This is a genomic window from Planktotalea arctica (assembly GCF_002105285.1).
In the GTDB taxonomy this organism is placed as follows: Bacteria; Pseudomonadota; Alphaproteobacteria; order Rhodobacterales; family Rhodobacteraceae; genus Planktotalea; species Planktotalea arctica.
In genome coordinates this window covers 61,486-81,867 of record NZ_MUHR01000028.1, presented here as the reverse complement: position 1 = coordinate 81,867, position 20,382 = coordinate 61,486, and the positions used below count along the sequence as shown (strand labels likewise).

27 protein-coding genes and 2 pseudogenes are annotated in these 20,382 nt (G+C 53.2%); 8 read left to right on the top strand and 21 right to left on the bottom strand.

The features are described from left to right. The 11 genes and pseudogenes from B9P63_RS19490 to B9P63_RS19665 form a co-directional block, all read right to left on the bottom strand. Positions 1-524: pseudogene (locus tag B9P63_RS19490) on the bottom strand (IS110 family RNA-guided transposase); the annotation flags it as partial. 124 nt (positions 525-648) lie between these two features. After that, on the bottom strand, positions 649-1,518 hold the full coding sequence (locus B9P63_RS17595; protein ID WP_085311241.1) for an NAD(P)-dependent oxidoreductase: 870 nt from the start codon (positions 1,516-1,518) through the stop codon (positions 649-651). Positions 1,519-1,535: 17 nt separating this feature from the next. Next, complete coding sequence (locus B9P63_RS17590; protein ID WP_085311226.1) at positions 1,536-2,495, bottom strand: 2-hydroxyacid dehydrogenase; 960 nt, start codon at positions 2,493-2,495, stop codon at positions 1,536-1,538. Next, positions 2,492-2,686 carry a hypothetical protein gene (locus tag B9P63_RS17585; protein ID WP_085311224.1) on the bottom strand — a complete coding sequence of 65 codons (195 nt, stop codon included), beginning with the start codon at positions 2,684-2,686 and terminating at the stop codon, positions 2,492-2,494. Before B9P63_RS17585 ends, B9P63_RS17590 begins: the two co-directional genes overlap by 4 nt. 13 nt (positions 2,687-2,699) lie before the next feature. Next, positions 2,700-4,040 (bottom strand): amidase, encoded by a 1,341-nt coding sequence (locus B9P63_RS17580; RefSeq protein ID WP_085311222.1) that lies wholly within the window; start codon positions 4,038-4,040, stop codon positions 2,700-2,702. Next, positions 4,037-5,404 (bottom strand): TRAP transporter large permease, encoded by a 1,368-nt coding sequence (locus B9P63_RS17575; RefSeq protein ID WP_085311220.1) that lies wholly within the window; start codon positions 5,402-5,404, stop codon positions 4,037-4,039. Before B9P63_RS17575 ends, B9P63_RS17580 begins: the two co-directional genes overlap by 4 nt. Before the next feature lie 32 nt (positions 5,405-5,436). After that, complete coding sequence (locus B9P63_RS17570) at positions 5,437-6,027, bottom strand: TRAP transporter small permease subunit (RefSeq protein WP_085311218.1); 591 nt, start codon at positions 6,025-6,027, stop codon at positions 5,437-5,439. A gap of 116 nt (positions 6,028-6,143) precedes the next feature. Beyond that, positions 6,144-7,238, bottom strand: coding sequence for a TRAP transporter substrate-binding protein (locus B9P63_RS17565; RefSeq protein WP_085311216.1), 1,095 nt, complete (start codon positions 7,236-7,238; stop codon positions 6,144-6,146). A gap of 396 nt (positions 7,239-7,634) precedes the next feature. Beyond that, positions 7,635-7,907, bottom strand: a pseudogene (locus tag B9P63_RS17560) (transposase); the annotation flags it as partial. A gap of 236 nt (positions 7,908-8,143) precedes the next feature. Then, complete coding sequence (locus B9P63_RS19670; RefSeq protein ID WP_085311214.1) at positions 8,144-8,704, bottom strand: Tn3 family transposase; 561 nt, start codon at positions 8,702-8,704, stop codon at positions 8,144-8,146. After that, on the bottom strand, positions 8,676-9,287 hold the full coding sequence (locus B9P63_RS19665; protein WP_281252384.1) for a Tn3 family transposase: 612 nt from the start codon (positions 9,285-9,287) through the stop codon (positions 8,676-8,678). Before B9P63_RS19665 ends, B9P63_RS19670 begins: the two co-directional genes overlap by 29 nt. Positions 9,288-9,624: 337 nt before the next feature. Here B9P63_RS19665 and B9P63_RS17540 point away from each other — a divergent pair, with 337 nt between their 5' ends. Further along, on the top strand, positions 9,625-9,927 hold the full coding sequence (locus B9P63_RS17540; protein WP_085311208.1) for a recombinase family protein: 303 nt from the start codon (positions 9,625-9,627) through the stop codon (positions 9,925-9,927). Positions 9,928-9,959: 32 nt separating this feature from the next. Here B9P63_RS17540 and B9P63_RS17535 read toward each other — a convergent pair whose 3' ends face one another. Continuing rightward, a complete protein-coding gene (locus B9P63_RS17535; RefSeq protein WP_085311206.1) occupies positions 9,960-10,151 on the bottom strand; it encodes a universal stress protein in 192 nt (63 codons plus the stop codon). 217 nt (positions 10,152-10,368) lie between these two features. Here B9P63_RS17535 and B9P63_RS17530 point away from each other — a divergent pair, with 217 nt between their 5' ends. Continuing rightward, positions 10,369-11,214, top strand: coding sequence for a universal stress protein (locus B9P63_RS17530; protein ID WP_085311204.1), 846 nt, complete (start codon positions 10,369-10,371; stop codon positions 11,212-11,214). Here the strand turns inward: B9P63_RS17530 and B9P63_RS17525 are convergent. Next, positions 11,111-12,508, bottom strand: a complete 1,398-nt coding sequence (locus tag B9P63_RS17525) for an MFS transporter (protein WP_085311202.1) — start codon at positions 12,506-12,508, stop codon at positions 11,111-11,113. The two genes, B9P63_RS17530 and B9P63_RS17525, sit on opposite strands and share 104 nt — an antisense overlap. A 217-nt stretch (positions 12,509-12,725) precedes the next feature. Between B9P63_RS17525 and B9P63_RS17520 the strand changes: the two genes are divergently transcribed. Beyond that, on the top strand, positions 12,726-13,112 hold the full coding sequence (locus B9P63_RS17520) for a hypothetical protein (protein ID WP_085311200.1): 387 nt from the start codon (positions 12,726-12,728) through the stop codon (positions 13,110-13,112). A gap of 3 nt (positions 13,113-13,115) precedes the next feature. On the opposite strand, the gene B9P63_RS17515 is transcribed toward B9P63_RS17520, so the two are convergent. The 4 genes from B9P63_RS17515 to B9P63_RS17500 all read right to left on the bottom strand — a co-directional run bounded on the left by B9P63_RS17515 (position 13,116) and on the right by B9P63_RS17500 (position 16,121). Continuing rightward, positions 13,116-14,453: a phospholipase D-like domain-containing protein gene (locus B9P63_RS17515; protein WP_245830739.1), complete on the bottom strand. Its 1,338-nt coding sequence runs from the start codon at positions 14,451-14,453 to the stop codon at positions 13,116-13,118. Positions 14,454-14,665: 212 nt separating this feature from the next. Continuing rightward, positions 14,666-15,382 carry an endonuclease/exonuclease/phosphatase family protein gene (locus B9P63_RS17510; protein ID WP_085311196.1) on the bottom strand — a complete coding sequence of 239 codons (717 nt, stop codon included), beginning with the start codon at positions 15,380-15,382 and terminating at the stop codon, positions 14,666-14,668. 56 nt (positions 15,383-15,438) lie between these two features. Continuing rightward, positions 15,439-15,795: a phage holin family protein gene (locus tag B9P63_RS17505; protein WP_139816290.1), complete on the bottom strand. Its 357-nt coding sequence runs from the start codon at positions 15,793-15,795 to the stop codon at positions 15,439-15,441. Between the two features lie 20 nt (positions 15,796-15,815). Then, the gene (locus B9P63_RS17500; protein ID WP_139816289.1) at positions 15,816-16,121 is read right to left on the bottom strand and encodes an ElaB/YgaM/YqjD family protein; all 306 of its coding nucleotides are present in this window, start codon (positions 16,119-16,121) and stop codon (positions 15,816-15,818) included. 201 nt (positions 16,122-16,322) lie between these two features. On the opposite strand from B9P63_RS17500, the gene B9P63_RS17495 reads away from it, so the two are divergent. The 4 genes from B9P63_RS17495 to B9P63_RS19660 are packed head-to-tail and all read left to right on the top strand — an operon-like array spanning position 16,323 to position 17,604. Then, complete coding sequence (locus tag B9P63_RS17495; RefSeq protein ID WP_085311190.1) at positions 16,323-16,949, top strand: peroxiredoxin; 627 nt, start codon at positions 16,323-16,325, stop codon at positions 16,947-16,949. A gap of 60 nt (positions 16,950-17,009) precedes the next feature. Then, positions 17,010-17,192: a hypothetical protein gene (locus B9P63_RS17490; RefSeq protein ID WP_085311188.1), complete on the top strand. Its 183-nt coding sequence runs from the start codon at positions 17,010-17,012 to the stop codon at positions 17,190-17,192. A 41-nt stretch (positions 17,193-17,233) separates the two neighbouring features. After that, positions 17,234-17,479, top strand: a complete 246-nt coding sequence (locus tag B9P63_RS19050) for a hypothetical protein (protein ID WP_139816288.1) — start codon at positions 17,234-17,236, stop codon at positions 17,477-17,479. Continuing rightward, a complete protein-coding gene (locus B9P63_RS19660) occupies positions 17,422-17,604 on the top strand; it encodes a SpoIIAA family protein (protein WP_176219196.1) in 183 nt (60 codons plus the stop codon). Before B9P63_RS19050 ends, B9P63_RS19660 begins: the two co-directional genes overlap by 58 nt. A gap of 3 nt (positions 17,605-17,607) precedes the next feature. Here the strand turns inward: B9P63_RS19660 and B9P63_RS17480 are convergent, their stop codons facing one another. Beyond that, positions 17,608-17,919 carry a chaperone modulator CbpM gene (locus B9P63_RS17480; protein WP_245830738.1) on the bottom strand — a complete coding sequence of 104 codons (312 nt, stop codon included), beginning with the start codon at positions 17,917-17,919 and terminating at the stop codon, positions 17,608-17,610. A gap of 26 nt (positions 17,920-17,945) precedes the next feature. After that, entirely contained in the window at positions 17,946-18,875 is a 930-nt protein-coding gene (locus B9P63_RS17475) for a DnaJ C-terminal domain-containing protein (RefSeq protein WP_085311239.1), read from the bottom strand. Positions 18,876-19,091: 216 nt separating this feature from the next. Between B9P63_RS17475 and B9P63_RS17470 the strand changes: the two genes are divergently transcribed. Next, on the top strand, positions 19,092-19,274 hold the full coding sequence (locus B9P63_RS17470; RefSeq protein ID WP_085311184.1) for a hypothetical protein: 183 nt from the start codon (positions 19,092-19,094) through the stop codon (positions 19,272-19,274). 85 nt (positions 19,275-19,359) lie between these two features. Here B9P63_RS17470 and B9P63_RS17465 read toward each other — a convergent pair whose 3' ends face one another. Together B9P63_RS17465 and B9P63_RS19485 are read right to left on the bottom strand one after the other, a co-directional pair. Further along, entirely contained in the window at positions 19,360-19,779 is a 420-nt protein-coding gene (locus B9P63_RS17465) for a cupin domain-containing protein (RefSeq protein ID WP_085311182.1), read from the bottom strand. Positions 19,780-20,032: 253 nt separating this feature from the next. Next, on the bottom strand, positions 20,033-20,308 hold the full coding sequence (locus B9P63_RS19485; protein WP_085311180.1) for a glycine zipper 2TM domain-containing protein: 276 nt from the start codon (positions 20,306-20,308) through the stop codon (positions 20,033-20,035). Between the last annotated feature and the right edge of the window lie 74 nt (positions 20,309-20,382).

The window sequence follows — 20,382 nt, the reverse complement described above, 5'->3', positions numbered from 1 at the left end:
GTTCTCGGACGCCCTCTGGCAAATGAACGGCCTCATCCGACACGGCGTCGACCAGGCGTTTGACGTGGATGGCTCCCTTTGGTGCAACAACGCCGTGCTCCGCAAGATGGCCACGCAGTGCGTTGATCGTCTGAGTGCGCTGACCAATGAACATCTGTCGCATACGAAACAGCATGGCACGCGCCTGCTGGGCTTCAGACTTTAGCTCTACAAACCGCATTGTTGGTCGCGACGATAGCTTCAGCGTCAGCAACATCGTTCTTTTGCCTTTTTACAAATGGCTTCACATAGTTTGGTGCAATCAGTCGCACCGTGTGCCCCAGCTTCTCGATCTCGCGGCCCCAGCAGTGAGCTGTCGCACAGGCCTCCATCGCAACAGTGCATGTGGGCTGTTCGCTCATAAATGCGAGAAGCTGAACACGCGTCAGTTTCTTGCGAAAAATAACTGCTCCGTTTGCGCAAGTCCCGTGAAGTTGAAACACGCGCTTTGCAAGGTCTATGCCGATTATGGTGATTTCTGACATGGATGCTCTCCCTTTGAATGATGCTTTCTGCAACATCACAATGGCACATTACGATGCCAGTTGGTGAGGGCATCCACGCCATCAACAAAGCCATACCACCTGTGTAACGCCGCTCATATTGGGGTCAGTCTTCTTGAAGTCGTTTGAACAAAGAAGAGGTGTCCCAGCGGCCACCACCCATTTTCTGGACGTCTTTATAAAATTGATCGATAAGCGCTGTTATGGGCAAGGACGCACCATTCTCGTTGGCTGTTTCAAGGCAGATCCCAAGATCTTTGCGCATCCAATCAACTGCGAAACCATGATCGAAATGATCATCCAGCATTGTCTTGTAACGGTTTTGCATTTGCCATGATCCAGCGGCACCTTGACTAATGACCTCGACCACAGCCTCGCTGTCTAATCCAGCCTTGGAGGCAAAATGCAACGCCTCAGACAGGCCTTGTACAAGACCTGCAATCGCGATCTGGTTGCACATTTTAGTCATTTGCCCCGCGCCACTGCAGCCAATGCGTCGGCAAAGCTTTGCATAGACATTCATCACAGGTTCTGCCCAATCGTAATCGGCCTGATCACCACCACACATGATAGATAATTGGGCGTTTTCCGCCCCTGCTTGACCGCCTGAAACAGGAGCATCAACAAAGGCGATGCCCTTTTCTTTGGCAACAGCGAAAAGCTCGGCTGTCACGGCGGCGGATACGGTTGTATGATCGACGAAAGTACTACCTTCAGACATAGTTGCAAACGCACCATCTGGTCCAAGGCAAACACTACGCAGATCATCGTCGTTGCCCACGCAGGCCAGAACTATTTCAGCACCTTGTGCTGCCTCGGCAGGGGTTTTACCAAATACACCGCCGTTATCCTTCACCCAAGCCTCGGCCTTGGTGGTGGTCCGGTTGAAAACTGTCACTGCATGGCCAGCCTTTGCAAGGTGGCCTGCCATTGGGTAGCCCATGACCCCAAGGCCCAGAAACGCGAGTTTTGTCATTGATTTATCCATCATTTCTAAAGGGTGTCCTTAGGTATCTTCCCAGCGAAGAACTCATCCAGATTGTCGAGAGCACGAAAGCCCATGGCGTCGCGCGTCGTGCGCGTGGCACTGCCGATGTGAGGCAACATGAAGATGTTGTCGTATTTCGCGAGTGCTGGATTGCCGCCCGGTTCGATCTTAAAGCAATCGAGACCCGCGGCGGCCACTTGGCCGCTGTCCAGCGCCGCCATCAAAGCATCTTCATCGACCAGTGCCCCACGGGCAGTATTCACAATGACAGCACCTGTTGGAAGCCTTGCGAAGCGATCCACATTCATTAGATCAAGCGTCTCGGGCGTGGCGGGGCAATGGAGCGACAGGAAGTCGGCAACTTCTAAAAGACTTTCGACGCTGTCATGATAAATAGCGCTCTGGGCCTGATGTGGGGGAAGTTCAGAGCGGTTGAAATAGTGGATTTCCATATCAAATCCGCGCGCCTTTGCGGCGAAGGCGCGTCCGACGCGGCCCATTCCAACGATTCCCAGTCGTGCGCCTGTGACCTGCTTGCCGACCATGAATGCAGGCGACCAGCTGTCCCAGCTGCCAGTGCGCACTATCCGATCTCCTGCGACCGCATGACGAGCGGCTCCTAACATCAACAGCATCGCCAGCTCGGCCGTTGCATCTGACAGGACGTCAGGGGTGTTCGTTACCACAATCTTCCTCCCCTCCAGGGCAGGCAAATCACAGTGGTCCACACCAACGGAATGGTTAGCAACAATCTGGAGGCGGTCAGAAAATTGCGCCACGACTTCAGGGCTGAAGAGTTCGGAGTGACATGGAATAATAGCGTCGAAATCGGCACTTGCCGCAATCAGATCCGCAGCTGTTCCAGGAGTGTCGTCATAATTAATGACCACGTCATAATCGCGCTTTGCGCGGTCAAGCGTTGCATCAGAAAGACGGCGGGTGATCCAAAGACGCTTCTTGGTCATTTTTTGCGAACGCATTCGTCCCAAAAATCAAAGACCGCCATGCCACACACCACGATCGCAATAATCATGAACGGCAAGCCTCCTGTGAACCCTGCAAAACCGGATGAGATGCTTTGAGACAAGCCACCAATAAAAATGCACAGGAATGCTGTACCAAGTAGCCCGACAAACAGTTTGACCGTGTATGACATTTTAGGTTCCTTTTTAGTCTTCTATTTCTGCAAGATGTTTTTGAAGCCATCGCGCTGTGCGCAAAAGGCGGTCGTCTTTTTCGGCAGGGCCGATCAATTGCACTCCAATAGGTAACCCGTTTTCGCCCACCAGAATAGGTAGTGTAACGCAGGGCAGACCCGCCAGGGTCCACAAGGTGCAGAAAACCGGATCTCCCGTGCCATCGCCAAACTTTGGCGCTTCGCCTGCAGCGGCGGGGGCAATTATGGCATCATAATCGACGAAGAAATTTGCAAAGAATGCTTCGGCGGACGTTTTGACGGCCAACGCGTCTTCATACTCGGTTTTGGTGATCTTGCGTGCGCGGGTGATTATTGGCTTTAGCGTGTCGCTGATCTGGTCCCAGTGTTGGTCGAATATTTTGGCCTGATGCTCTGCGATTTCATATTCATGAATGCATGCCTGGACCGCTACAAGGTCGGCCATAGTATCTGCCGGTTTCATGCGCGTCACTTGCGGTCCGAGGATGTCCAGAACAGCCTCGATGCCATCGCGCGCGTCCACGGACAGCCGTTCGTTGAATGGCAGATCAAACCATGCAAGGTCGGGTGTCACCGGCACATCGGCTTGTGCACCAGACAACATATCGGGACGTGGGCGGGGTAGGCTGGTGGGGTCGTGTTGATCATAGCAACTCAATACATCTGTTAACAGCGCAACATCCGCGATGCTGCGCCCAAAACATCCGACCTGATCAAGCGAGACGGATGTTTGAAGAACGCCGCTGCGCGAAATTATACCACGCGTTGGCTTGAAGCCGAAGGCACCGCAAAACGATGCGGGCCTTATGACGGACCCGTTTGTTTGTGTCCCCACAGCCAGCGGCACGTGAAGGGCTGCTACAGCGGCGGCTGATCCGCTGGAGGACCCTCCAGGGCTGTAATCTAGATTGTGCGGATTGCGGGTTTCATTGGCATGAACAAAGGCTAGTTCCGTAGTGACGGTCTTGCCCATGATTATCGCACCTGCCTCGCGCAGGCGTTCAACCAGCCGAGCGACGTGATCCGTCTGGCGGCCTGCGAAAATCGACGTGCCGCACTCTGTCGGCATTTTGCCCGTATCAATGATGTCTTTGACCCCGACAGGAATGCCGTGCAGCGCACCTGTCGCGCGGCCAGCCTTGCGTATGCGGTCACATTCTTCTGCCTGCGCTAAGGCGACTTCACCATCCAGAAACGCCCAAGCCTTGATCCCATCATCCGTCGACTTGATTTGATCAAGGCAGGATTTAACAAGTTCGAGCGAGCTAAGTCGACCCGAGGCGATGGCCTTCAACGCCTCGGATGCGGTCAGTTTATAGCTGTCCTTAATCATGGGATGTATGGACCGAACAGATAGTCAGGGAACCAAAGAGCAATGCCGGGGAAGGTATACATCAAGATCATCGTCAGGATCACGATACCTAAATACGGCATGATGCCACGGAAGATGTCCATCAACTCGATCTGATCTTTGAGCACCCCTTTTAAATAATAGGCCGACATGGCCATGGGGGGGGTCAAGAACGACGTCTGCAAATTCAGCGCGATCAGCATCGCAAAGAAATACGGGTTCACGCCGAACACTTCGAGAAGAGGCAGAAAAATAGGGACAAAGATGATCAGAATCTCGGACCATTCGAGAGGCCAGCCAAGCAAGAAGATTATGATCTGCGCAAGGACTAGGAACTGCCAAGGTTCCATATCCAAGCCGCCGACGAAATCCGAAATAATATCGTGCCCACCAAGATAAGAGAACACCGATGCAAAGGTCCACGAACCGACGAAAAGCCAGCAGACCATTGCAGTGGCTTTTGCTGTCAGGAACACGCTTTCTTTGAGTTTGGTCCACGACATCGAACGATAAAGGACAGCCAGCACCATACCACCAAGCGCACCCATCGCGGCCGCCTCTGCGGGTGTTGCCAGACCGCCAAGGATCGAGCCAAGAACCAGTGCTATCAGCACCGTTAACGGCACAAAGCTTTTCAGCAAATCAAGGTAAATTTCACGTGGCGGCGGTGGGTTTTCCATTGTGGGTTTTGGCGCTAACGCTGGGTTATACCAGACCCGCAATATTACATAGACGATATAAAGGCCTGCCAACAACAAGCCTGGGAACACGGCGGCGGCATACAAACGCAAAGGCGACAGATCGGCAATCGCCGCATATACAATCAGCATGATCGACGGTGGGATCAAGATGCCCAATGTCCCGCCCGCACAAATAACACCCGCTGCAAAGCTCTTGTCATAGTTGGCGTTGGCCATCGCAGGAAAGGCTAGCAAGCCCATGAGCGTCACAACTGCGCCGACAATACCCGATGCCGTTGAAAATACGGCACAGGTCACCAAGGCTGCGATGGCAAGGCTACCCGGCAGGTTGCGCGCGGCCATGTAGAGAGAGAAGAACAGCTTATCGATGATATTGGCGCGTTCGACCACATATCCCATGAACAAGAACAGTGGGATCGCCACAAGGATCGGGTTTTCCATGACCGAGTATGTATTCTGGTTCAGCAGGTAGAAAATATTGTTGTCAAAAATATCGCTGAAGCTCTCGATCGGGCCACCTTTGCTGTAGGCGTAATATCCGAATGCCACCCCCATCGCGAGGAGTGTGAAAGCAATCGGGAACCCAAGTAGAACCAGCACAATAAACAGCGCAAGCATTATCAGGGCAACTTCGGGGTTTGTCATCTCGTTATCTTTCTAGAAGTGCGCAGGGCGGTTCATTTCTGAGTCGGGGTAACGGCGCGGATTGCATCGAGATCAGCAGCGGTCAACAAGTCTTCGGTTTCTTTCACGTCGACTAACCGTTCGGGCCACACACCTGTACGCATCGCAAAGACGCAGCGGACCAATTCAGCCACTCCTTGGATGGCCAAAAGAAATCCGGAAAGCGGGATCAACGTTTTGAAGAAATAGATTTGGATACTTGCGGGGCTGTTAAAGCTTACTTCTTTATAGCGCCAGCTGTCAGATGCGATTTCCCAACCGTACCATGCAAGAGCGAGAACGCCCGGGAAGAAGAACAGAAAATAAAGTACAAAATCCAGACTGGCTTGGACTTTGACGGGAAATAACCGGTAGATCACGTCAGCGCGGACATGGGTGTCTTGGGCCAGTGCATAGGCACCGCACATCAAGAACAACGCGCCATACATCTGGATCATCATATCGAAGGCCCAAACTGTCGGCGAATTCAGGACGTAGCGGACAAAAACTTCGTACGACACAGAGAGTGTCAGAATCAGGATGCACCAGCCGAAGGCGCGACCAACCCAAAGGCTAAGGCCCTCAATTGCATGAACAAATTTCATATGTCTGCTGCTCCATTTACAGATTTGGCACGCGTTTTGCGGCCCACACCAGTCTTTTAAGTATGTAATGCCCGAGTGCCTATGTGGCACCCGGGCATTGCTGAACTAGTTCATGTTCAGGAGAAGTAGTGATCGTAGGCCAACTTGTAGTCAGGCTGATTGAGGTTCAGGTAACCCATCACTTCTTTGGCGTAGGTCTTCTGGGATTCCATCACGCGTGCAAAGAAGGGATCTTCGCTTGCGATACGGTCTGCAACTTTATCCCATGCAACCAACTGCGCTTCGAGAACAGCCTGCGGTGTGCGGTGTACGTTCACCCCGTCCTGTTCCTGAAGCTTGATCAGGTCATCGGAATAGCGTTTCGTGTTGCCCCAATAGAAGCCAGAATTTTCGGCCATGGATGCGTTGCGGATGATCGCCTGATGGTCTGGCGACAGGTCATTCCAGACGTCTTTGTTGATCGTAACTTCAAAGCACTCTTGGCTTTGGTGGTAGGACGCCAGCATGTAGTCCTTGGAGACGTCCTGCATACCAAAATCGCGGTCAGACGTCGGGTTGTTGAACTCGGCCGCATCAATCAGGCCAGACTTCATCGCAGGCTGGATTTCGCCGCCTGGCAACTGAACAACTGACATACCCATTTCAAGCATAACGTCCGCGGCAAGACCAACGGTGCGATACTTCAGGCCATTCATCTGCGACGCATCTGTGATCGCCTTAGAGAACCAGCCAAGGGGCTGTGCGGGCATGGGCGAGTTAAAGAAGGACACAACATTAAGCCGCAGCTCGTCCATCAGCTCATCAAACAACTCTTGGCCGCCCCCTGCGTGAATCCAGCCCAACATTTCTTGGCTCGACCAGCCAAAGCAAGGACCTGTGCCGAACAGCGACGCTGACTTGGATTTGCCGTACCAGTACGCGGATACATAGTGTGCCGCATCCAGAACGCCGCGGTGAACCGCATCTTGCATCTGGCTTGTTTTGACGACGGAATCGACGGACAGGACTTCGATAGTCAGCGATCCGCCAGACATTTCATTGACGCGGTTTGCAAAGGACTGTGCATTTTCCAGAAAGATGCCGCCGCCCCAAGCCGCTTGCATCTTAATATTCTTGCCGTGGCCTTCAGCGATCGCGGGCGTCGCCAACGCTGCAACACCGGCGATTGCCGTTCCACGCATGAATTTTCTTCGATTGATCGTATTTGTCATGGTTCCTCCCAAGGAATAGTACGAGTCGAGACGCCTTTAATCGGCATATCAGATGAGCGAGTCTCGGGCACGAACTGTTCACGAGCCACCCCTCCCAGAGCAGCACCATGTGTCGCTTAACCCCGCGATCATTTTTCATGTTAAAAGAAAAAATCGTCTTAACAAGTGTTTAATGCGGCATGCCCCAAATGGCCTGCCTTCTGAGGCGAGGGTCCCCTGATCAGACCTTCGGGTCAAAGTATCTTATGGCTCTGAGGGTCTCGAAAGTTTTGGATGCGCCTGAAGGCTGATGCCACATGCTTCGAACTGGCGCCTTGCTGGCCTGGAGGTGATGATATTCAGCGCTGCTGACAAACCTATCCTGCCGCTTTCGTCCAGTTTGGGGTTGGACCGCTGTCAGACGCATATCGGAGGCGCTCGCAGTCGGCGGATGGCGGCAAGGATGTTGCGCACCATTGAGCCCGTGAGAACGACCTCGGCGAGTTGGAAGGTGATGGCCCAGGCGTGGCGAAGAACGCGAGCGCCGATCTTGATCAGCTTAAGCTGGAGGCTGGTCAGTAACCAGTCAGCCATTGCCTCTGGCAGCTTGATGCAGCGCAGGAAGGTGGCGCGATTGTAGGCCAGCGCATGAAGTTGCAGCCGCGCCTCGTTGTTACGGTACTTCTTGCATCGACAGCCCGGCCACCTGCGACCTAGCGCATGACCGGATCGAGGGCTAGCCGGTCGGCGTCGTTGACATCCTCGTATCCGGCCAGACGACCTTGCGGTTGTCGTCGGAAACCTCGATCCGCAAGCGAGCGAGATTTTCTTTCACCACAACAAACTTGTCCACCAGGCCCCATCGGAAGGTTTGTGCGTAGAATCCCGTTAAGACGGAACAATCGGAGAACTTTAGCTGTATCGCGTCATCCCACCCACTTTCTCGTTGCGTTGAGGAGCAAAGGCCGTGCCATTTTTCGCTCAGCAGCGCCAGAATGCCAATCGTAATCACGGGTCAGGATAGTATGTTCCCAGCCAAACGGTGATGTGTGGCAGAGCAGTTTTAGATTAGGGATTTGCCCTTGACGTGCCAGGTGTGCGGATGCCTTGTCCATGTAGAGCGTATTCCAGAACATGATGGCAGCGACAACCATGTTGAGGGCCATGGCGTGTTTCTGTTGCGCAGCATCTGAACGATCATAAATCCGGCCCTGGGAATGGGCGAACACGGCCTTTGCCAGCGAATGCCGTGCCTCGCTTTTGTTAAGGCCTGCTTGGCACTCTTTGCGCAGTTCAGCATTCCCCAGCCAATCCAGCATGAACAGTGTCCGCTCAATGCGGCCGATCTCGCCGAGTGCCAGGTAGAGCCGATTTTGCTGTCGGTATCCGCCAAGTCTTCGCAATGTGGCCGTTAGTTTGATCGCCTTGGTTTTGGCGCTGCCCGCAAGCCGGATGGCATCACCCCCAATGCTGAGCGATGACATCATCTTTGATAGGACTGCCCATCAACGGTGCCAAGAACGGCCATTGGCGTGGCGATCCAAAGCAGGCCAGTTTTCGATCTGGGTAGTCGCGCAGCCGGGAAGCAAGTTTCATGCCGAGCAAGTGGAACAAGGCAAAGACATGATCTGAGACGCCCCCGGTATCGGTGTAGTGGATGAGTAGGTTGAGCAGCATGGAGTTGCCGACCAGCCCGTCCAAAACAAAGGGCGCTTCACCCGCCGTCGCCCCAATCACTGACGAATGAAACGACCCGTGGCGGCCAGACAAGAAAGAATAGATTTTCAGCCCGGGGTCAGGACCGTACTTGGCATTGATCAGGCCGCTCCCGCGATTGGCGGCAAAAAACTGCCCGTCTGAGGACGTGTTGCCAACCTCACCCCAGCGCCTTGCGAATGGCAGATCATGGTGGCCATCTACAATCCTGGCCAGAGCGTCGGTGTAGGTTTCGGACCGCAAATACCACATACTTCCACAGGTCAGTTGGGAATGGCTGACATGCTTGGATGCATAGGCCATCCGTGCCAGACCAAGATTGCTCGCCCCGGCCAAAATGGTGGCAAGTAACACGGCAGGGTCTTCGTGATTGCGGCCTGATCGCAAGTCGGTGGTTCAGAACATAGCGGCGATCCTGAAACCATGCATCGGCGTCTGTTTCCAGCCCGTGTTTTCTCAGTTCTGCCCCCGCCGTTTCGCGAGAGATCAGGTAACTATCAAAGCGCCGATAATCCTGGCTACCCTCCACCCAAACATCGCCAGCACGCAACCGATCACGCAAAGTGGCCACCACAGCAGTTTCATAGACTCGGCGCTTGGGTTGCCCGCCTTCAAGAATCAGCTTTGGCCAATGTTTGGCTGGGAACGGCATCGGCGCATCAGCAGGTAGTTTGCGTTTGCCGGATTTGTTGTGATCTTTCAGCAAATTGAAGAACGCATCGACATCACATCCGCTACCGGAGAACTGATCTTCCATGCCTTCGGGGCCATCGCGCATTTTGAACGCGGACTGATTTCCAAGCGCACCAAAGATGGCATCCAGGCCGCCAGAATGAAGGGTAAAAACGGGGGAGACCTCCCCTCGATCCAGAAACCAGTCTTGGCTCTGCAAAACCTAGTGCAGGCTGGAAGGACCGCCGGACAAGCCGCAAAACAATTGGGTATAGCAAGATCAACCGCTTACAGATTAATCAAGGAAACAGCGGAAACATAAAGGTTCCCACATTGTTCCGCCTTAACGGTATCCTATGCACAAACCTTCCGATGGGGCCTGGTCGCGACGGCAGAGGCACCGACTGCCATAGCCTGTTCTTTTGATTCTGGCACATGAACGACATGTAAATTTGCGTCATATTTTTCAGCCAGATTGCATGCGGTCAAAACAGTAGCTTCGGCATGGTGCGAGCCATCAAACGCGACTACGATTTTTTTGAACATCACTCTCTCCTATCCGTACATCATCAATAGTAGTGCTGCTGAAACCGCATGAATTGGTACAGGTTAGTTTTTGGAAAGAACAGCGTTCTAGGCGTAAAAGGGGCAGTTAACGGACAGCCAATTGATCTGTGTAAGCATCTAAACAACAAATTTCGTCAATCATTGCGCAAGGGTGTGACTGCAATTGCGCAGTCGCGCAAATTGACGGAGCCACCACATGAAAAATACAACAACACTTCTGGTGATAGAACCAAGCACGAGCGATACGTTTATCGCCACACAGGCAGAGCAAGCCTTGGCGCAAAACACGCACCTAAGCGTTCTGATGATAGGGCAACAACCCGTACTGCCCTCATATGCTTATGGCGGATCAATGTATGGCAGCATCGCAATCCCCGATGATTGGGCGCAGATTACAACCACTGCAAGAACGGCGCTGATCAAGCGTGAAATGCAGGTCAAAACCGTGCTCAGCAGCAACGGCGCGTCCTCGGATGTGCAATCCCTTCTGTGCGCGAGCATGGATATCAAGGAAATCGTCGCGCAGCATTCGCGGGTTTGCGACATCGCACATATCGTGACAGAGGCCGAGGGCCTTTCAGATGCCATGCGGCAGGCGGCACATGGAATTCTCTTCAAGTCCCCCGTTGCCTTGATGTTGAATGCCTCGCCCTCCAAGCCTGTTTCAAGCGTATTTGTCGCTTGGAACAACGGCGATACAGCCTCCAAAGCGGTGCATCTCGCATTGCCCTACCTGCTAGAGGCGCATGAGGTGGTCATTGGTTGCTTCGATCCAGTCACCACGGCGGCGCGCGATGGGCTAGACCCTGGCACGGATGTGGCAGCATGGCTTAGCCATCATGGGTGCAACGTGACAGTCTCGCAATTTCCAACGGGTGGCAAAGAGGTTGCAGAGTGTATTCTGCACCGCGCCAAAGAACAGGGCGCTGGCCTTGTTGTCATGGGGGCCTATGGACACGCAAGAATGATGGAAGCCATTTTCGGTGGGACAACCCGCACGATGCTTGATCAAACTGAAATGCCCGTGTTGCTGGCGCATTAGGCCCCTCATTGGTCGGTTGATCTTGCTCGACCGTGCCATCTTCTGCGCGATCTGAAGTGAGCTCTGCCTCGTCGGCACCAAGCGCAGCTGTTTCTGGGGTCGACATATGCACAACAGGCGTCGCGTGCAGGCTCCCCTTGTCGTTTGCCGCGACCTCGGGTGTAGATCTTAGGCGCAAGAGCGCAAACGCGATAAGGATAATATGGGCCGCCCCCGCCACTGCAAACAGGCTTGGCGGGCCGCACCTCGCCATTGCAAATCCCGAAATTGTCGGACCAATGATTGCGCCAACGCCATACACCAGCAACAGACCACCACTCACTTGAATGAACGTCCCTGGTGCTGCGCGGTCGTTGGCATGGGCCACAATAACCGAATACATCGAATAAGCCACCGCACCAAAACCTGTCGAGAGTCCCAGCAGTATGAACGGGTCGGTAAAACGGGAAAACACAAATACGCTGTCAGCCAACAAAGCGATTAGCGCGATCACGATCAGTACCCGCCGACGATCAAATCTGTCAGACAGAATACCCACCGGAATTTGTAGTGCAGCGGCTGCCAAGATTGGAACACTCACAAACAGCGCGATTGTACTCAATGATAGTCCCATTCGGGTCGCAAAGACTGCTGCGAGTGTTCCAAAAGAGGCGTTGGAAATGCCAACAATAAAGACCGCAAAAAACGAGATGGGCGAGTTCGTCCAAAGCCCTCGTAAATTCAATGAAACGCTGGTCAAAGGTTGCGGTGATTTGGTGGCGAAAATTGCCGTTGGCAGCAATGCGAGACAATAGATCATCGCGGCCAGCACAAAGAAAAAGTACCCCTTGGCATCGCCCAGCGTTAGAACCATCTGACCTGCGGTCGTGGCCGCCAGATTTACCATTGTGTAAATGCCGAAGATGCGCCCGCGCGATGCTTGTTCAGAACGCTCGCTAAGCCAGCTTTCGACAATCATCGCAGCACCAGCAAAGCAAAAACCCGACACGGAGCGCAAAGGAATCCAGATCCACGGATCAATCAGAACCAGCGACATCAAGACAGCAATGGTCGCAAGCGCGCACATCACCCCGAACGCACGGATATGGCCCACCCGTGCGACTAGAAATGGCGTGCGTAAACACCCCGCCACATAACCAACGGCCCAACCTGTGCCCAACAGGCCAAGCGAGATTGCTGAAAATCCTTCGGCTTCGCCGCGCACTGGCAAAATCAGATTGTTCACGCCGCCCGCAAAAAGCAGGAATGCTGATCCAATCAGCAGGGCAGCCAGCGGCAAAAGGCTCTGGATCATGGTTCAAGGTCTCCCTTGTCCCCATCTGAGCAGAAACCAAGCAGCCTATATCTAACATCGATCAGCCCCCACTTGATTCCTCATCGCAGGATGATTTTCGCCCATCAGAGGCAAACAAATAGAATAAAGGAAAACCCGCTAATCTGCGTCAGCCTTGTTCGTTTTAGAGGGGAGTAGCTTGCCTTATTGCAACTCGATTAGCTCAAGGAGGGCTGTCATGACAAACTCACCCCAAAACTCCGCCACCGCCTATACCCCGCTACCGTTTTTCGGCTTTGATCCTACAGAGATGATGCAGGCGTTCACATCGAAAATGGGCGATACTTCCATCTTCGGGGGGTTTCCCACAAAAGGCTGGCTGGATTTGCAACAGCACTCGATGACCTTCCTGTCCAATCGTTTCAAGCAGGATGCCGAGCTGTTTAACAAGTTAAAGAGCTGTTCCAACACGAGCGAGATGACCCAAGCTTGCAGCAATTTTTACACCGGTGCGGCCGAGGATTATCAAACCCAAGTCGCCAAGATTACCACCCTTGGCCAGCAGGCGATGAATGCTCCGGCAGCATCTGCTGAAGCCAAAGCAGGATCAAGCGCGGGCAAATAATTGCTACAAATACTTTTGGATGGGCAGTTGTCCCACCAACCACGACACTGCGCGCGTCGACCAGCCCGCCTCTGGCTCAACCGTCATAACAACGGGAAGCTGGGGGCGCGCGACGGCCCAATGCAGAGCACCGCCTGTTTGCGTCACTTGATAGGCTTGTTCGGGCGAAGAAAGCGTATGAAACATAGCGCGCAGTTCAGCCAAAAGCGGTGGTGCTTCGAACAGCAACCCCAGTTCTGTGTTGATATAGGCTGAACGTAGATCAAAGTTCAGCGATCCAACCATGCCAAGCCGATCATCAATCATAAGCACTTTGGAGTGAACGACATCGCGTCTGCGGCCCTCTGCCGCTGGTTTGGAAAATTCGAAAATACTGGCGCCCGCCGCAAGCAAGGGGCCTCGAAAATGACGATAAGCGCCGTAAACGGTGATCATATCCGTAGCTGATAATGCGTTTGTGACCAAAGAGACTTTTACGCCACGCGCCATCAACCTCGTGAAACCAGCAAGCCCAACAGAGCCAGGAACAAAATACGGTGTAATCATTTTAACTTCGGTTTCTGCACTTTCCAGTATCGCGGTGATGGCCGTGTCCATCCAAGGGATCGTATGACGATCATAGGCTTTGTCAGGTGGGTCAGCGAGAAGTTGCACCCTGTCCGTCCAAAAAAGACCCTTGCTCAACAAGCTCTCGCTCGGCACTCCCTGCTGGACTTGAGACATAAATTTGCGCGCAGCCGCAGAGCTTATATGCCGCGTCCGTCTTTTACTAAACGCACGCGGGCTCGCACGGAACGCGGGCCACAGCGATACGATGGGCAAGGACAGGCCAAGGTTCCAATAGCTGTCGAACACATCTGAAACCTCAGTCACTTTCGCGCCCACCAGCATAACGTCTGCATCAACCGAGTTTCTGATCGCGGTGTTTGAACTGAAATAGGTATCGCCGATGTTTCGCCCGCCGATTATGGCCAAACGTCCATCGGCGATCCACATCTTACCGTGCATACGCCGATTGAAACGCGCCAACCCCAAAAGCATCTCGGCCAAACGGCGCACGGCGTGACCTCGGTTGCGCGTCGGATTGAACAGCCGCACGTCGATCAGCGGATGCTGTGTCAGCGCCAGAAATGTGCGATCGAACCCCTGCACATTGACATCGTCCAGCAGCAATCGAATGCGCACCCCGCGATCCGCCGCTTTCACAAGCGCGTCGATTAGCAACCATCCGGCGGTATCGGTGCTCCAAATATAATACATCAGATCAAGGCTACGGCCTGCGTGCGTTGCTGATTGAAGTCGGGCGGCGAAGGCATCGGTGTTGTCTAAAAGCAGCTTCAAGCCGGATTTATCCACATGCCTTTTTTCCAACGGGACAAGCAACTTATCGAGCGGTGTAGCCGGTTCGTCGCAAGGCAACGCCGTCGCGTCGGGTCCGCGCGATTTTTCCAAGAAACGGCGATAAGAGCGATGTGCAAACCATGACGCTATTGCTACCAATACCGCCACAGCGAATATCCAAAACATTAAAGTCAGCACGCCAGATATCATCGCTACCCACCTGTAGGATCGGGATCAAAGCGCAGTCTTGCTTTGATCGGCAAATGGTCAGAGGCGCGCCGCGACAAAGGGCTGTCATGCGCCGCAACATCCAGCAATTCGCCATGCGGTGTCATCATCATCCGATCAAGCGCCAGAAGTGGAAAGCGCGATGGAAAGCTGGCGCGCGCTTGCGCAAACGTGAAATGCTTTTCCAAGGTCTGGAACGCGCCCCCTGCCCCGCGCCATTCATTCAGATCGCCCATAAGCAGAGTTGGGCGTGCATCCATGCCTGTGATCTTGTCTAGCAACACCCGCACCTGCGCAGTTCGGGAGGCTTTCAGCAAACCCAGATGCGCGTTCACCACACGCAAAGGTCGCCCAGCAATCACCAGATCACTCACCAGCGCGCCGCGCGGCTCTAACCCTGGCAGGATCACTTGATGCACCTCTTGGACCAGCGCATTGCGCACCAGCAAAAGGTTGCCGTGCCAGCCGTGCGCATCGCCAACCCCTTCCGTAGGCACCGCGATCAACCCCAGCTCTTTACGAATTCTGTCCAGATCAAGCAGACCCTTGCGATTGCCAAATCGCGTATCGGCTTCCTGGACCGCCAGAATATCTGCACCAATTTCAGCGATTACCGCCACAGTTCTTATCAAATCACGACGTAGATCTGTGCCAACCCCTTTGTGGATATTATAAGAGGCGACAGAAAGCTCGTGGGACATGGTCCTGTCAGGCACCCAAAGCACGGGGGCATCGCAGAGCGTTGCTCATTTCGGGTTTAATCACCATCAGAACCCGCAAATCGGCGCCCCAGAACATATGCTGCGGTAAATGCCGCGAGAGAGAGAATGTTGGGGTTGGACTCCTCCGGCGAACTCTTTGATGCATGTTCAACATTCGGTTTCAACGACCTCCTAAACGTCAATAGTAGCATACCTCCCGCTAAAATCGTAAATCCAACGCCTATCAGCAGAGTAGCCAACGCCGCGCCAAGTGCGGCGCTAAGTGCGATGTACATCGCTGTTGTCAGAAACCCGAATCCAGTCAGGGCGAACAAAGAAACCGCCATAGCCAGCAAAACTGGCCATAGCAATTTTGGTGTGCGGCTTTGATTTAAACCTGCAAGTTCGTGCATTGTTTCTTGAAGAAACCGGTTCACCGGCGCGACATAGCCCCGACCAAAAGACCCGCACCCGCAGCAAGACCGATTGCCAGCAAAGGGTGATCGACAACTGATGCTTCAAGCTGATGTTCGGCAGATTTTCCGGTTTGCGCAACATAGTGTTTTGCCTCCCCGAAACCGCCTGAAATGTCTGAACCCATATGTTTACCGCGTCGACCCGCGATTCCGCCTACCGTCTCAACAAGGTGTGACAGGTCTGCGCGCAGTGCATCTATTTGACGACTTACCGCTTCGAAATCAGTGGCGGCATCGGTGCTGGTTTTGCTGTTCTGTGGCATTGAAAAATCCATGCATTTTAAATGAAGGCAAAGTGGCGCCGCGTGTTCTTATTCCACGGCGTCTTACCTGTGTTTCTGTAAATCTTGTCTGGATCAATTTCTGCGCTCTCGCACTGATCAGGATTAGTTCCCGCACCTTTCACCATCGCCATACTGGTGACGTGGCACCGCTGCCGCGCATCCAACAAAGGAACCCATCACATGAGCCTTCATATCGGCGATATCGCCCCTGATTTCACCGCGGAAACGACGACAGGAACCATCACGTTTCACGACTGGATCGGCGAAGATTGGGTGTTCTTCTTTAGCCATCCGGGCGATTTTACACCTGTTTGCACAACCGAAATCGGGCGAACGGCTCAGCTGTCCGCCGAGTTTTCAAAACGCCATGTGAAGCCCCTCGGGCTGTCGACTGATGGCGTCGCGGAGCATATGGATTGGATCAAAGACGTGAACGACACACAAAATACGCGTGTTACGTTCCCGATTGTAGCCGACCCAGATAGCACTGTGGCACGGCTGTATGACATGATCCACGATCATGAGAGCACCACCGCCGCCGTGCGTTCGGTCTTTATCATCGATCCCGACCATAAGATTCGCCTGACCATGACCTATCCGATGAATGTGGGTCGCAATTTCGATGAAATCCTGCGGGTGATCGATGCCCTTCAAACGGCCGATGCAAAGCAGATCGCCACCCCAGCGGACTGGGTGCCAGGCAGCAAAGTCATCATCCCCACGTCGATCACGGATTCACAAGCGAAAGACCTGTTTCCACAAGGCTGGACCGAGGTACGCCGGTACCTGCGCACAACGACGCTTTAAATCTGGCTCTACCCCGCAGTCGAAGCGGACACCAATTGATCCACAAGAAAGACGTTTAAAATGAACACGTTGAAAAAAGGCAAAACGACTGTCATCAACATTCCAGAAGCAGTTGGCGTGTTTGATGCGCTCGAAACCCTGCAAGCTGCGTATTACAATCTGCGCGCGGTTGGTTTCAGCCGGTACGATATCAGCTTGCTTGGCGATCAGGCCGTCTTGGTGGATCAGCATTCCACCCGATAAGCTAAGTTAACCACCAGAATGAATAAAAAAGGAGATTCAGCATGTTGAAGATCACCAAGCTATCAGACGACAGAGTCGACCTTGAAATAAGCGGCAAGATTGATGCAATCGAAATGGCCGTCGCTTTAGCCGGGTTGATTAAGCAATTTCAAGATTTGAGCGGCGGGAAAATACTCTATAAGATTTCAGATTTCTCTTTGCCAACACTCGGCGCGATCGGCGTTGAATCGTGCGCCTGCCAAGCCTGTTCGCGCTGCTCACGAGGCTCGATAAATGCGCCGTTCTGAGTGATGAAAATTGGCTCAGAAAGGCCGCCGCAGTTGATGGCGCTCTTTTTCCTGGCTTGGAGATCAAGAGTTTCGAGCCAGATGAGCGTGACGCGGCAGAGGCTTGGTTGGCCGCTACTGCATAATCCTCAAAGCACAGTTAAGGACCGTCCGAGAGATGCTAAAACACAGGCGCGTTCTTGAATGGGCAACTGATCAATTGCCTGTGCCATCACGGCCAAATCTTGCCGTGCTGCGTGCAGCTGATCTATCAGAGAAATCACGACCCCTAGGCCTATCTCATCCAGATCAAAGTCCAAAGTGAGATCACACAGCAGCTCTAACCGCGCGATATCAATTTGGCGAAAGACATTTCCACCGCTCGTTCGTTGCGGTTTAATTAACTCGACCTCAACGAAACGTACCAATTGCGTGCGGGTTAAACGGATGACGGTGGTCACTACCTCGTCCTCTGAACACCACTCACTCATGCTACTACCTCTTTCATAAAATCTGCGCGCGGCTCGAATGATTGCGTTTTGCGCCACTCAGACAGGAAGGCGCGCAGGCTTTGATTGTCCGCTGGTGGTACAACGATCTTCAATTCAATCTTCTGATCGCCTTTGATCTTTGTTCCTGCCCGCTCGATCCCGCGACCACGTAGGCGCAAAATCTGGCCTGGACTCGCGTTGGCAGGAATGGTTACCTGAACAGATCCGTCAATTGTGGGGGCCGTTACCTTGCCACCCAAAATCGCCTCGTCAAAGCTGATTGGCAGAGTGATCAGGATATCATTGCCCTCACGTTGAAAGATCGAATGAGGACGCACAAGAACGGTGATCAGTGCATCTCCGGTCGGTCCCCCACCAAAGCCAGCAGCGCCTTTACCGCGTAATCGCAAGGTCTGGCCATCTTCAGTGCCGCGCGGGATTGCCACGGATAGGCTTTGACCATCCGGCAGTGTAATCGTTGTTTTGGTGCCTTTGGCTGCCTCCAAAAAAGGAACCTCCAGCGAATACCGCGCATGTGCGCCGGGTGATTGAAATCCACCTGCACCACCACGCGCGCGGTTGCGCAGAATTTCAGCGAAAATATCTGCGGGGTCCGCGTTTGATCCAAAACCTTCCCTGTTTTGATACGCATTCACTGGGCCACCCGCGAAGTCGCGATAATATTGTCGCTGCGCACGCTCGGCACCTAGGCCATCAATTTCACCCGCATCAAAGCGCGTTCGTGTTTCCGTGTCTTTCAGAATTTCATAAGCGGCGGTAATTTCTTTAAATCTGGCCTCCGCGCCTGCATCATCAGGGTTCAGGTCAGGATGGCTTGTACGTACCAATTTGCGATACGCTTTTTTGATGTCAGCAGCCGTAGCCGTTTTCGCTAATCCAAGCGCGACGTAGGGATCATTGGGCATATATGCGCCTTTTTCTTGAACCAATCGCAAGAACCTCGACCCTATGGCCTGATGATTATTCTCGCCTTCGGCTTGGTCTGATCTTAGCCAATTTTTCACCGCACACCTTAACCTGAATTAGTGCGCCGCTGTTTGACTACGCTAAAATCTACGCGTGGCTGTTGTTGTTTTTAGCGGCCATGAAACCGCAAAACTTAAAACGAAAGCGAGTACAGCATGAGTTTCAAAGACCTAGAGAAAAAGACGCAAAAAGTTGAAGACAACAAAGACGTGAAACCCGAAATTGACATCAAAAAGAAGGGGTCTGATTTGCCTCAACCAAAGACACCCGCAAAAACCGCACGCGAAGTTGCTCCGCTGGCGCGCAAAGACGATCTGTTTGACAACGTACCAGTCTGAAAACGCATCTTTCTGCATGTTGGCTTAGATGGCCCTAAAGGGGCCATCTCGCTGGAAGAGTTTTATCGTTCTCGACCTTGAGCATTTAGATCCGAACAGCTTTTGCCACCTGCTCTGTCGCGCGACCATCAAAGTGTTCGTGCGACTTATCTGCTTGCGCCTTTGTCTTTTGAACCAGTTGATCCTGATGATGCGCAGGGCCATAGATCGTATAGAGCTTTAGCGTGTCATGTCCCGTACAAATCACGTTGTGATGCGCGCCCGCAGGCACGACAACACCAACGCCAGGGCCTACTTTATGGGTCACACCATCAAGCACCAACCGCCCTTCGCCATCTTCAAAGCGAAAGAACTGATCTGTGTCGGCGTGAATTTCACCGCCGATCTCTTCCCCCGGTTCAAGCGACATAAGCACCAATTGCAACTTGGCCCCCGAATAAAGCACGCGCCTGAAATTCGTGTTCTCTTCCGTCAGCTCTTCGATATTTCCTGTAAATCCAATCACGGTTAAACTCCCCTTTTGTGCAACAAAAGCGCTGCTGCCAAAATTTTATTCAAATACTGAATTGATGCACTGATGAGGATTAGTGGTAGAACTTTTCGATCCTCCAGCCCTTTGCGCATCGACAGCCGGCAGACAGATGATCGCGTGAGAAGGCGCTTTGAATTTCTAGTGGATTGTTCAAAAAAGGGGCGCACTGTGTTCAAGCGCGCCCAATTCTTCTGACTTTAACCTAATTCGAGGAAGTCGCAAATTTCTAAGGGCAAGCGGCTTCATAGTAGGTCCCGTCGCCTCGCGCATACGCGCACACTTTTCGGTTCTGGTTTTGCGCGATCATAGTTCCAGCCGCAGCACCCCCTAGCGCAGAAATCAACCGCCAGTTTTTGTTAGCACCCAACGCTTCGGCAGTGATTAATCCAGCCGCAGCACCCCCTGCGACCCCAGCGACAGTTCGTTGATCGCTGGTCAGGTTTTGACAGGCTGAAAGCCCCAAAATGGATATGCAGGCACAGGTAAACGCCACATTTTTCATGATATTCTCCTTGTTTCGCAAACCAGAGATTCATTGATCGAAACGGATCAATGACAATAATCAGCTTGCTTGTC

Coding starts and splice junctions, on each gene's coding strand:
- B9P63_RS17595 (WP_085311241.1), bottom strand. CDS start 1,518: ATGACAAAACTCGCGTTTCTGGGCCTTGGGGTCATGGGCTACCCAATG.
- B9P63_RS17590 (WP_085311226.1), bottom strand. CDS start 2,495: ATGACCAAGAAGCGTCTTTGGATCACCCGCCGTCTTTCTGATGCAACG.
- B9P63_RS17585 (WP_085311224.1), bottom strand. CDS start 2,686: ATGTCATACACGGTCAAACTGTTTGTCGGGCTACTTGGTACAGCATTC.
- B9P63_RS17580 (WP_085311222.1), bottom strand. CDS start 4,040: ATGATTAAGGACAGCTATAAACTGACCGCATCCGAGGCGTTGAAGGCC.
- B9P63_RS17575 (WP_085311220.1), bottom strand. CDS start 5,404: ATGACAAACCCCGAAGTTGCCCTGATAATGCTTGCGCTGTTTATTGTG.
- B9P63_RS17570 (WP_085311218.1), bottom strand. CDS start 6,027: ATGAAATTTGTTCATGCAATTGAGGGCCTTAGCCTTTGGGTTGGTCGC.
- B9P63_RS17565 (WP_085311216.1), bottom strand. CDS start 7,238: ATGACAAATACGATCAATCGAAGAAAATTCATGCGTGGAACGGCAATC.
- B9P63_RS19670 (WP_085311214.1), bottom strand. CDS start 8,704: ATGATGTCATCGCTCAGCATTGGGGGTGATGCCATCCGGCTTGCGGGC.
- B9P63_RS17535 (WP_085311206.1), bottom strand. CDS start 10,151: ATGTTCAAAAAAATCGTAGTCGCGTTTGATGGCTCGCACCATGCCGAA.
- B9P63_RS17530 (WP_085311204.1), top strand. CDS start 10,369: ATGAAAAATACAACAACACTTCTGGTGATAGAACCAAGCACGAGCGAT.
- B9P63_RS17525 (WP_085311202.1), bottom strand. CDS start 12,508: ATGATCCAGAGCCTTTTGCCGCTGGCTGCCCTGCTGATTGGATCAGCA.
- B9P63_RS17520 (WP_085311200.1), top strand. CDS start 12,726: ATGACAAACTCACCCCAAAACTCCGCCACCGCCTATACCCCGCTACCG.
- B9P63_RS17510 (WP_085311196.1), bottom strand. CDS start 15,382: ATGTCCCACGAGCTTTCTGTCGCCTCTTATAATATCCACAAAGGGGTT.
- B9P63_RS17505 (WP_139816290.1), bottom strand. CDS start 15,795: ATGCACGAACTTGCAGGTTTAAATCAAAGCCGCACACCAAAATTGCTA.
- B9P63_RS17500 (WP_139816289.1), bottom strand. CDS start 16,121: ATGCCACAGAACAGCAAAACCAGCACCGATGCCGCCACTGATTTCGAA.
- B9P63_RS17495 (WP_085311190.1), top strand. CDS start 16,323: ATGAGCCTTCATATCGGCGATATCGCCCCTGATTTCACCGCGGAAACG.
- B9P63_RS17490 (WP_085311188.1), top strand. CDS start 17,010: ATGAACACGTTGAAAAAAGGCAAAACGACTGTCATCAACATTCCAGAA.
- B9P63_RS19050 (WP_139816288.1), top strand. CDS start 17,234: ATGTTGAAGATCACCAAGCTATCAGACGACAGAGTCGACCTTGAAATA.
- B9P63_RS17475 (WP_085311239.1), bottom strand. CDS start 18,875: ATGCCCAATGATCCCTACGTCGCGCTTGGATTAGCGAAAACGGCTACG.
- B9P63_RS17470 (WP_085311184.1), top strand. CDS start 19,092: ATGAGTTTCAAAGACCTAGAGAAAAAGACGCAAAAAGTTGAAGACAAC.
- B9P63_RS19485 (WP_085311180.1), bottom strand. CDS start 20,308: ATGAAAAATGTGGCGTTTACCTGTGCCTGCATATCCATTTTGGGGCTT.